We start from the raw sequence: 10,224 nt of genomic DNA on the forward strand, positions 1-10,224 counted from the left end.
ACACGACCCCGGGAGCTTCGATCGAAGACCGGCCGCTAACCACGACGGAGCGCGCGCTTCTCCGACACCGTCCCTCGCCACACGGGCGCAGGAGACGAAAGACGCTAAGTATCGGAGAAAACGCTAGTGGAGAACGAGACCCACTACGCCGAGGCCGTCATTGACAACGGCACTTTCGGCACCCGCACCATCCGCTTCGAGACGGGCCGTCTGGCCAAGCAGGCCGCCGGCTCCGCCGTCGCGTACCTGGACGACGACACCATGGTGCTGTCGGCCACGACCGCGTCGAAGCGCCCCAAGGACCAGCTCGACTTCTTCCCCCTCACGGTGGACGTCGAAGAGCGCATGTACGCCGCCGGCAAGATCCCCGGCAGCTTCTTCCGCCGTGAGGGCCGGCCCTCCGAGGACGCGATCCTCACCTGCCGCCTGATCGACCGGCCGCTGCGCCCCTCCTTCAAGAAGGGCCTGCGCAACGAGATCCAGATCGTCGAGACGATCATGGCGCTCAACCCCGACCACCTGTACGACGTGGTCGCGATCAACGCCGCGTCCTGCTCCACGATCCTGGCGGGCCTGCCCTTCTCGGGTCCGATCGGCGCCACCCGCGTCGCCCTGATCAAGGGCCAGTGGGTCGCGTTCCCGACGCACACCGAGCTTGAGGACGCCGTCTTCGACATGGTCGTCGCCGGTCGCGTCCTGGAGGACGGCGACGTCGCGATCATGATGGTCGAGGCCGAGGCCACCGAGAAGACCATCCAGCTCGTCAAGGACGGCGCCGAGGCTCCCACCGAGGAGATCGTCGCGGCCGGCCTCGAAGCGGCGAAGCCCTTCATCAAGAACCTCTGCAAGGCCCAGTCGGACCTCGCGGGCAAGGCTGCCAAGCCCACCGGCGAGTTCCCGGTCTTCCTCGACTACCAGGAAGACGTCCTGGAGGCCCTCACCAAGGCCGTCAGGCCGGAGCTCTCCAAGGCGCTCACCATCGCGGGCAAGCAGGAGCGCGAGGCCGAGCTGGACCGCATCAAGGAGATCGCCGCCGAGAAGCTCCTCCCGGCCTTCGAGGGCCGCGAGAAGGAGATCTCCGGTGCCTACCGCGCGCTGACGAAGAAGCTCGTCCGCGAGCGCGTCATCAAGGACAAGGTCCGCATCGACGGCCGCGGCGTCACGGACATCCGTACGCTGGCCGCCGAGGTCGAGGCCATCCCGCGCGTGCACGGCTCCGCCCTGTTCGAGCGTGGCGAGACCCAGATCCTGGGCGTCACCACCCTCAACATGCTGCGCATGGAGCAGATGCTGGACACCCTCTCCCCGGTGACCCGCAAGCGCTACATGCACAACTACAACTTCCCGCCGTACTCCGTCGGTGAGACGGGCCGCGTCGGCTCCCCCAAGCGCCGCGAGATCGGCCACGGCGCGCTCGCCGAGCGCGCGATCGTGCCGGTCCTGCCGACGCGCGAGGAGTTCCCCTACGCGATCCGCCAGGTCTCCGAGGCGCTGGGCTCCAACGGCTCCACCTCGATGGGCTCGGTCTGCGCCTCCACCATGTCGCTGCTGAACGCCGGTGTGCCGCTCAAGGCCCCCGTCGCCGGTATCGCCATGGGCCTCATCTCCGAGGAGATCGACGGCAAGACGCACTACGTCGCGCTGACCGACATCCTCGGCGCCGAGGACGCGTTCGGCGACATGGACTTCAAGGTCGCCGGTACGAAGACCTTCGTCACCGCGCTCCAGCTCGACACCAAGCTCGACGGCATCCCCGCCTCGGTCCTGGCCGCCGCGCTGAAGCAGGCCCGTGACGCACGTCTGCACATCCTCGACGTGATGAACGAGGCGATCGACGTTCCGGACGAGATGTCCCCGAACGCGCCGCGCATCATCACCGTCAAGATCCCGGTGGACAAGATCGGTGAGGTCATCGGCCCCAAGGGCAAGATGATCAACCAGATCCAGGAGGACACCGGCGCCGACATCACGATCGAGGACGACGGCACCATCTACATCGGTGCCGCCGACGGACCGGCCGCCGAGGCCGCCCGCGCCACGATCAACGGCATCGCCAACCCGACCATGCCGGAGGTCGGCGAGCGCTACCTGGGTACGGTCGTCAAGACCACCACCTTCGGTGCGTTCGTGTCGCTCATGCCGGGCAAGGACGGCCTGCTGCACATCTCGCAGATCCGCAAGCTCGCCGGTGGCAAGCGCGTGGAGAACGTCGAGGACGTGCTCGCGGTCGGCTCCAAGGTGCAGGTCGAGATCGCCGAGATCGACTCCCGCGGCAAGCTCTCCCTGATCCCGGTCATCGAGGGTGAAGAGAACGACGAAACGAAGGACGACGCCTAAAAGTGACGTCCCGTAGTTCCGTGACGACGGCCCGCACCTCTTCGGAGGGGCGGGCCGTCGCCCGTACCCAAACGCTTCTCAAGGGCGAGCACGGCATCGGCACCGTCCGCAGAACCACCCTCCCCGGCGGCCTGCGCATCGTCACCGAAACCCTCCCCTCCGTACGCTCCGCCACCTTCGGGATCTGGGTGAACGTCGGCTCGCGCGACGAGACACCCTCGCTGAACGGCGCGACGCACTACCTCGAACACCTCCTCTTCAAGGGCACCGCCAGGCGCAGCGCCCTCGACATCTCCTCCGCGATCGACGCGGTCGGCGGCGAGATGAACGCCTTCACGGCGAAGGAGTACACCTGCTACTACGCGCGGGTCCTCGACACCGACCTCCCGCTGGCGATCGACACGGTCTGCGACATGCTGACCGGCTCGCTGATCCGCCAGGAGGACGTGGACGCCGAACGCGGCGTGATCCTCGAAGAGATCGCGATGACCGAGGACGACCCGGGCGACTGCGTGCACGACCTGTTCGCGCACACCATGCTCGGCGACACCCCGCTCGGCCGCCCGGTCCTGGGCACCGTCGACACCATCAACGCACTCGACGCCAACCGCATCCGGCGCTTCTACAAGAAGCACTACGACCCCACCCACCTGGTGGTGGCCGCCGCGGGCAACGTCGACCACGCCACGGTCGTACGCCAGGTCCGCCGCGCCTTCGAGAAGGCCGGCGCCCTCGGCAGCCCGGACGCGGCCCCGGTGGCCCCGCGGGCCGGTTCCCGTACGCTCCGCACCTCGGGCCGCGTCGAGCTGCTGAACCGCAAGACCGAGCAGGCGCACGTCGTCCTCGGCATGCCGGGCCTGGCCCGCAACGACGACCGCCGCTGGGCGCTCGGCGTGCTCAACACCGCGCTGGGCGGTGGCATGTCCTCGCGGCTCTTCCAGGAGGTCCGCGAGAAGCGCGGCCTGGCCTACAGCGTGTACTCGTACACCTCCGGGTTCGCCGACTGCGGCCTGTTCGGCGTGTACGCGGGCTGTCGGCCGAGCCAGGTGCACGACGTACTGAAGATCTGCCGCGACGAACTCGACAAGGTGGCGGCCGACGGCCTCACCGACGACGAGATCCGCCGCGCGGTCGGTCAGCTCTCCGGCTCCACGGTCCTGGGCCTGGAGGACACCGGCGCGCTGATGAACCGCATCGGCAAGAGCGAGCTGGCCTGGGGCGAGCACATGTCGGTCACCGACATGCTCACCCGCATCTCCGAGGTCACCCCGGACGAGGTACGGGAGGTCGCCCGCGACATCCTGGGACAGCGCCCTTCCCTCTCGGTGATCGGCCCGCTCAAGGACAAGCAGGCCGCCCGCCTCGACGAAGCGGTCGCGTAACCCTCCTTCTAAGGAAGAGCAACATGAGCAAGCTGCGCGTGGCGGTCCTCGGTGCCAAGGGCCGCATCGGCTCCGAGGCGGTACGAGCCGTGGAATCGGCCGAGGACCTGGAGCTGGTCGCCGCCCTCGGCCGGGGCGACTCGCTGGACACCCTCACGGAGTCCGGCGCCCAGGTCGTCGTCGAGCTGACCACCCCCGACTCGGTGATGGACAACCTCGAATTCTGTGTACGGCACGGGATGCACGCCGTCGTCGGCACCACCGGCTGGACCGAGGACCGCCTCGCGCAGCTGAACGCCTGGCTGGCCGATTCCCCCGCCACCGGTGTGCTCATCGCGCCGAACTTCTCCATCGGGGCGGTCCTCAGCATGAAGTTCGCGCAGATCGCCGCGCCGTACTTCGAGTCGGTCGAGGTCATCGAACTGCACCACCCGCACAAGGCGGACGCCCCCTCGGGCACCGCCGGCCGCACCGCCCAGCTGATCGCGGCGGCCCGCGCGCAGGCGGGCAGCGCCGCCATGCCGGACGACACCAAGACAGCCCTGGACGGGGCGCGCGGCGCGGACGTCGACGGCGTGCGGGTCCACTCGGTCCGCCTGAGCGGGCTCCTCGCCCATCAGGAGATCCTCCTCGGCGGCGAGGGCGAGACCCTCACCGTCCGTCACGACTCCCTGCACCACAGCAGCTTCATGCCGGGCATCCTGCTCGGCGCCCGCCGCGTGGTCAGCACTCCCGGCCTCACCTTCGGCCTGGAACACTTCCTCGACCTGAACTGACGATTCCCACCGGCGGGGCACCCACAGCCATGCGCGCAAAGATCACCTACTTCATCACGGCAGCCGTCCTGGTCGTCTTCTTCGTCCTGGTCGGCGGCCGTGCCGTCGCGATGATGCAGCTGGGAACGCCGCTCGGCATCGGCTTCGGCGTGGCCGCGCTGATCATCCCGCTCATCGGCGTCTGGTTCCTCTGGAAGAACACCGAGTTCGTCCGCAGGGCCAACAAGCTGGCGGCCGAGCTCGACGCCGAAGGAGCGCTCCCCGTCGACGAGTTGCGGCGCACCCCGGCCGGCCGCATCGACCGTGACTCGGCGGACGAGGTGTTCGCCAGGCGCCGCGAGGAGACCGAGGACGCCCCGGACGACTGGCGCTCCTGGTTCCGGCTCGCCATCGCCTACCAGGACGCCCGCGACACCCCGCGCGCCCGCAAGGCGATGCAGCGCGCCATCGCCCTGCACGACGGCAGGTCACTGCCGCTCTAGGGCCTCTCACCCGGATCGTGCCGTACGAGCAAGGGCCTGGCCCCGGATCTCTCCGGGGCCGGGCCCTTGCTGCCGTACTGCGGGGCGTACCTACGACGTCCGGTACTCGTCGCCCCAGACCTCGATCGTGTCCGCCGCCCGGTCGAACGCCTCGACCCGCGACAGGAAGTCCGCACTGTGGTCGGTGAGCAGCGGCGGCAGCTGCGTCCCGCCGTGCCGCTCCATGACCAGTGCCTGGCCCTGGACGGTCCTGGGGAGCCCGAGCCAGCGCACCGGCTGCTGCACGGTCCTGATGTTCGAGGTCTGGCTCCAGGGCACCGTGACGGTGCTGAGGAACCCGACCCGTCGCAGACCGGCCCGGCTGACCCACACGCCGAGCCGCAGGATGCGCAGCGCGCAGGCGACGACGACCGCGCCGAAGCCGAACACGATGAGCGCACTGCCCGTCTGGGCGGCGAACGCGATGATCATCGCCGACAGCAGGACGAAGGACGCCAGCAACAGCAGCAACGCCGCCGCCCCGACCCGGTAGGGGCCTGGCCGGTACGGTCGCCGCCACAGGTCGTGGTCGTCGTACGGCAGCGCAATGTCGTCCGCGCCTGCTTCAAAAGCGCGGTCGGCCGTCAGGAAAGGCAGGGGCACGACTGGTCCTCACTCACAAGCACGCTCGATTGGGCTGTGCCCGGTGAGGCTACCCAGCGGACTCCCGCCGGGCCAGCTCAGGGGGGCCGGAAGAGTTCTGACGGGCTGTGAGGTCCGTGGGACGGGTGAGGTCAGCGCCCCTGGGAGGCCTCGGACTGCTGGGCCTTGCCAGGCGCGTGACCGGGATCGAGCGCGGGGAGCCCCAGGAGAAGTGAACCGACCAACCCCGCGACCACGGTCAGACCGACCAGCGACCGGTGAAGGAGCTGAGCGGTGCTCGGGCGCTCCGGAGGGGGCGGGGTGACGTTACTGCGGAAGCGGTCGGCCTCGGCCACGAAGGCGAACGGGACGGCTTCTCGCCGGCGAAACATGAGTGTCGCTCCTTCTGCTCATCAGAATCGAATGCGTCTGTGATGCCTTGCACAGGCACCTCTACAGAGACAGACGTACGAACCTGCCACTTGGTGCCCGATTTCCCGGAATTATTCGAAGAATGTCCTGACGGGTCGTCCGGAATTCGGAGCCCCTTCCGGCCCGTAGAGTGGACGCCGCCCAGAGCGACGCAAGTGGAAGGACCCGCCGGTGACCGTGACCCCGGACAGCACTACCGAGGAGACCCAGAAGCCCAGCTTCCGCAGTGAAGTCACTGTCGAGCTGGTCAAGCACGCCGCACAGGACTCGGACGTCCTGTGGGCGGCCCGTGTCTCGACGGCCGGCGAACAGTCCCTGGAGGAGCTCACCAAGGACCCCGAGCGCTCCAAGGGGCTCATCAACTACCTGATGCGCGACCGGCACGGCAGCCCGTTCGAGCACAACTCGATGACCTTCTTCATCAGTGCCCCGATCTTCGTGTTCCGCGAGTTCATGCGGCACCGCGTGGGCTGGTCGTACAACGAGGAATCGGGCCGCTACCGCCGTCTGGACCCGGTCTTCTACATTCCCGGCGCCGAGCGCAAGCTCGTCCAGGAGGGCCGCCCCGGCAAGTACGAGTTCGTCCCGGGCACCGAGGCCCAGCAGGAGCTCACCGCCCGCGTCATGGAGGACTCCTACCGCCGGTCCTACGAGGCGTACCAGGAGATGCTCGCCGCCGGCGTCGCCCGCGAGGTCGCCCGCGCGACCCTGCCGGTCGGCCTGTACTCCTCGATGTACGCCACCTGCAACGCGCGCTCGCTGATGCACTTCCTCGGCCTGCGCACGCAGCACGAGCTCGCCAAGGTCCCGTCCTTCCCGCAGCGCGAGATCGAGATGGTCGGCGAGCAGATGGAGGCCCGGTGGGCCGAGCTCATGCCGTTGACCCACGCGGCCTTCAACAAGAACGGCCGCGTCGCTCCGTGACCGCATGCGGGCACAGATGTACGGATGGGCCGCACGAGGTGTCCGTATTGCGGCGTTTCGAGAAGTTCATCTAGGCTGATCAAACGGACCCGGCACTGCTTGAACCCCCGAGCAGGCAGTGCCGGTGTCCTTTTCCCCCCGCCCACCGGTCCCCCCGAGGGGACACCCCGCGCTGAGCAGCGAGTAGCGTGTTACCCATGGCTCCGATCTCCACTCCGCAGACCCCCTTCGGGCGGGTCCTCACCGCCATGGTCACGCCCTTCACGGCGGACGGCGCACTCGATCTCGACGGCGCACAGCGGCTCGCCACCCATCTGGTGGACGCAGGCAACGACGGTCTTGTCGTCAACGGCACCACCGGCGAGTCCCCGACCACCAGCGACGCGGAGAAAAACGACCTGGTACGGGCGGTACTGGAAGCGGTCGGCGACCGCGCCCACGTCGTCGCGGGGGTCGGCACCAACGAGACCCGCCACAGCCTGGAGCTGGCCCGCGCGGCCGAGCAGATCGGCGTCCACGGCCTCCTCGCCGTGACGCCGTACTACAACAAGCCCCCGCAGGAGGGCCTGCTCCAGCACTTCACGGCCATCGCCGACTCCACCGGCCTCCCGGTGATGCTGTACGACATCCCCGGCCGCAGCGGCGTCCCGATCAACACCGAGACGCTCGTCCGGCTCGCCGAGCACCCCCGGATCGTCGCCAACAAGGACGCCAAGGGCGACCTCGGCCGCGCCAGCTGGGCCATCGCCCGCTCCGGTCTCGCCTGGTACTCCGGCGACGACATGCTCAACCTGCCGCTGCTCTCGGTCGGCGCCTGCGGTTTCGTCTCCGTCGTGGGACATGTGGTCACCCCGGAGCTGCGCGCCCTGCTGGACGCCTTCCTCAGCGGCGACGTACAGAAGGCGACCGAGCTGCACCAGAGGCTCCTGCCGGTCTTCACCGGCATGTTCCGCACCCAGGGCGTCATGACCACGAAGGCCGCCCTCGCCCTTCAGGGCCTGCCCGCCGGACCGCTGCGACTGCCGATGGTCGAGCTCTCGGCCGACGAGACCCACCAGCTCAAGATCGACCTCGCTGCCGGCGGGGTACAGCTTTAAACACAGGCTTCTTTGCACAAAGACTTCACAACTGAACAAGCTCCACCGAGCAGGACCGGTTACACCCCACAGACACAGTCAGTGCACGACACGACATGCACGCCACGATCCCCAGGGGCCCGTGGCGTGTGTGGTAAGGAGAGTCTTTTGAGTCATCCGCACCCTGAACTTGGCGCCCCGCCGAAGCTCGCGAAGGGTGGCCTGCGCGTCACCCCGCTGGGCGGGCTCGGCGAGATCGGCCGCAACATGACGGTCTTCGAGTTCGACGGCCGTCTGCTGGTCGTCGACTGCGGAGTGCTCTTCCCGGAGGAGGAGCAGCCCGGCATCGACCTGATCCTGCCGGACTTCACGTCCATCAAGGACCGCCTCGACGACATCGAGGGCATCGTCCTCACGCACGGCCACGAGGACCACATCGGAGGAGTTCCCTACCTCCTGCGCCTCAAGCCCGACATCCCGCTGATCGGCTCGAAGCTGACCCTCGCGCTGATCGAGGCGAAGCTCCAGGAGCACCGGATCCGTCCGTACACGCTGGAGGTCGCCGAGGGTGATCGCGAGCGCCTCGGCCCGTTCGAGTGCGAGTTCGTCGCGGTCAACCACTCCATCCCGGACGCGCTGGCGGTAGCCATCCGCACCCCCGCCGGCATGGTCGTGTGCACCGGCGACTTCAAGATGGACCAGCTGCCGCTGGACGGTCGCCTCACCGACCTGCACGCCTTCGCGCGTCTGAGCGAGGAGGGCATCGACCTTCTCCTCTCGGACTCCACGAACGCCGAGGTCCCGGGCTTCGTACCGCCCGAGCGCGACATCTCCAACGTGCTGCGCAACGTCTTCGCGAGCGCCGAGAAGCGCATCATCGTCGCGAGCTTCGCCAGCCATGTGCACCGCATCCAGCAGATCCTGGACGCCGCCCACGAGTACGGCCGCCGGGTCGCCTTCGTCGGCCGCTCGATGGTCCGCAACATGGGCATTGCGCGCGACCTCGGTTACCTGAAGGTCCCCGGTGGCCTGGTCGTCGACGTCAAGACCCTCGACGACCTCCCCGACGAGGAAGTCGTGCTGGTCTGCACCGGTTCGCAGGGCGAGCCCATGGCCGCCCTCTCCCGGATGGCCAACCGCGACCACCAGATCCGGATCGTCCCCGGTGACACGGTCATCCTGGCCTCGTCCCTCATCCCGGGCAACGAGAACGCGGTCTACCGCGTCATCAACGGCCTGACCCGCTGGGGCGCCAACGTCGTCCACAAGGGCAACGCCAAGGTGCACGTCTCGGGCCACGCCTCGGCCGGCGAGCTGTTGTACTTCTACAACATCTGCAAGCCGAAGAACCTGATGCCGGTCCACGGCGAATGGCGCCACCTGCGCGCCAACGCGGAGCTGGGCGCGCTCACGGGTGTCCGCAAGGACCACATCGTCATCGCCGAGGACGGCGTCGTCGTCGACCTGGTCGACGGCCGAGCCAAGATCGTCGGGAAGGTCCAGGCCGGTTACGTCTACGTGGACGGCCTCTCGGTCGGCGACGTGACGGAGACCCACCTCAAGGACCGCCGCATCCTCGGTGACGAGGGCTTCATCTCGGTGTTCGTGGTGGTCGACAGCTCCACCGGCAAGATCGTCGGCGGGCCGACCTTCCACGCCCGGGGCTCCGGCATCGACGACGCCGCCTTCAACGCGGTCACCCCGAAGATCGAGGAAGCGCTCATGCGCTCCGCGGCCGACGGAGTGATGGAGGCCCACCAGATCCAGCAGCTCATCCGCCGCTCGGTGGGCAAGTGGGTGTCCGACACCTACCGCCGCAGGCCGATGATCCTGCCGGTCGTCGTAGAGGTCTGATCGAGGTCCTGTACCTCATCTTCCGGAGCGGGGCACCTCGATTTGCATCGAGGCGCTCCGCTCCAGTACGTTTACGTCTCCACCCCACCGGGAAGCAGCACACGTCCGCGTGTCTGCGTCACCCGGCCGGGAGATGGAAATTCCGACTCAGAACTTCTGATAAAGTCGGAACCGCCGGAAAGGGAAAACGCGAAAGCGAAGAACCTGGAAAGCGAGTGGGACCGAGGAAATTGGCACTGGAAACAGTCTGATAGAGTCGGAAACGCAACAACACAAAAGAAACAAAGAAACACCGAACGAAAACGTCCGGAGGAAAGCCCGCAGGGGTGAGTACGAAGGA

General features: G+C 68.1%; 9 protein-coding genes. 7 read left to right on the top strand and 2 right to left on the bottom strand.

Going from position 1 to position 10,224, the window contains the following annotated elements; all coding sequences use genetic code 11:
• Positions 1–126 precede the first annotated feature (126 nt).
• Genes ACIQM4_RS25075 through ACIQM4_RS25090 form a run of 4 tightly spaced genes read left to right on the top strand, consistent with a single transcriptional unit; the run spans position 127 to position 4,977 of the window.
• Complete coding sequence (locus ACIQM4_RS25075) at positions 127–2,337, top strand: polyribonucleotide nucleotidyltransferase (protein ID WP_401595636.1); 2,211 nt, start codon at positions 127–129, stop codon at positions 2,335–2,337.
• Positions 2,338–2,339: 2 nt separating this feature from the next.
• Positions 2,340–3,719, top strand: a complete 1,380-nt coding sequence (locus ACIQM4_RS25080; RefSeq protein WP_401595639.1) for a M16 family metallopeptidase — start codon at positions 2,340–2,342, stop codon at positions 3,717–3,719.
• A gap of 23 nt (positions 3,720–3,742) precedes the next feature.
• Positions 3,743–4,495 (top strand): 4-hydroxy-tetrahydrodipicolinate reductase, encoded by a 753-nt coding sequence (gene dapB, locus ACIQM4_RS25085; protein WP_401595641.1) that lies wholly within the window; start codon positions 3,743–3,745, stop codon positions 4,493–4,495.
• A 29-nt stretch (positions 4,496–4,524) separates the two neighbouring features.
• On the top strand, positions 4,525–4,977 hold the full coding sequence (locus ACIQM4_RS25090; RefSeq protein ID WP_401595643.1) for a hypothetical protein: 453 nt from the start codon (positions 4,525–4,527) through the stop codon (positions 4,975–4,977).
• A 90-nt stretch (positions 4,978–5,067) separates the two neighbouring features.
• Here the strand turns inward: ACIQM4_RS25090 and ACIQM4_RS25095 are convergent, their stop codons facing one another.
• Together ACIQM4_RS25095 and ACIQM4_RS25100 are read right to left on the bottom strand one after the other, a co-directional pair.
• Entirely contained in the window at positions 5,068–5,619 is a 552-nt protein-coding gene (locus ACIQM4_RS25095) for a hypothetical protein (protein ID WP_401595645.1), read from the bottom strand.
• Positions 5,620–5,750: 131 nt separating this feature from the next.
• On the bottom strand, positions 5,751–5,990 hold the full coding sequence (locus ACIQM4_RS25100) for a hypothetical protein (protein WP_401595647.1): 240 nt from the start codon (positions 5,988–5,990) through the stop codon (positions 5,751–5,753).
• A 211-nt stretch (positions 5,991–6,201) separates the two neighbouring features.
• Between ACIQM4_RS25100 and thyX the strand changes: the two genes are divergently transcribed.
• The 3 genes from thyX (at position 6,202) to ACIQM4_RS25115 (ending at position 9,884) form a co-directional block, all read left to right on the top strand.
• Positions 6,202–6,954, top strand: a complete 753-nt coding sequence (gene thyX, locus ACIQM4_RS25105) for an FAD-dependent thymidylate synthase (protein ID WP_401595650.1) — start codon at positions 6,202–6,204, stop codon at positions 6,952–6,954.
• A 197-nt stretch (positions 6,955–7,151) separates the two neighbouring features.
• Positions 7,152–8,051: a 4-hydroxy-tetrahydrodipicolinate synthase gene (gene dapA, locus ACIQM4_RS25110; protein ID WP_401595652.1), complete on the top strand. Its 900-nt coding sequence runs from the start codon at positions 7,152–7,154 to the stop codon at positions 8,049–8,051.
• Positions 8,052–8,198: 147 nt separating this feature from the next.
• Positions 8,199–9,884 carry a ribonuclease J gene (locus ACIQM4_RS25115; RefSeq protein WP_401595655.1) on the top strand — a complete coding sequence of 562 codons (1,686 nt, stop codon included), beginning with the start codon at positions 8,199–8,201 and terminating at the stop codon, positions 9,882–9,884.
• Positions 9,885–10,224: the final 340 nt, after the last annotated feature.

Source organism: Streptomyces sp. NPDC091272 (assembly GCF_044757485.1).
Classification (GTDB): Bacteria; Actinomycetota; Actinomycetes; order Streptomycetales; family Streptomycetaceae; genus Streptomyces.

Bases quoted from the DNA above. Each gene is read 5' to 3' on its own strand.
- dapA (WP_401595652.1), top strand. From the start codon at position 7,152: ATGGCTCCGATCTCCACTCCGCAGACCCCCTTCGGGCGGGTCCTCACC.
- dapB (WP_401595641.1), top strand. From the start codon at position 3,743: ATGAGCAAGCTGCGCGTGGCGGTCCTCGGTGCCAAGGGCCGCATCGGC.
- ACIQM4_RS25090 (WP_401595643.1), top strand. From the start codon at position 4,525: ATGCGCGCAAAGATCACCTACTTCATCACGGCAGCCGTCCTGGTCGTC.
- ACIQM4_RS25100 (WP_401595647.1), bottom strand. From the start codon at position 5,990: ATGTTTCGCCGGCGAGAAGCCGTCCCGTTCGCCTTCGTGGCCGAGGCC.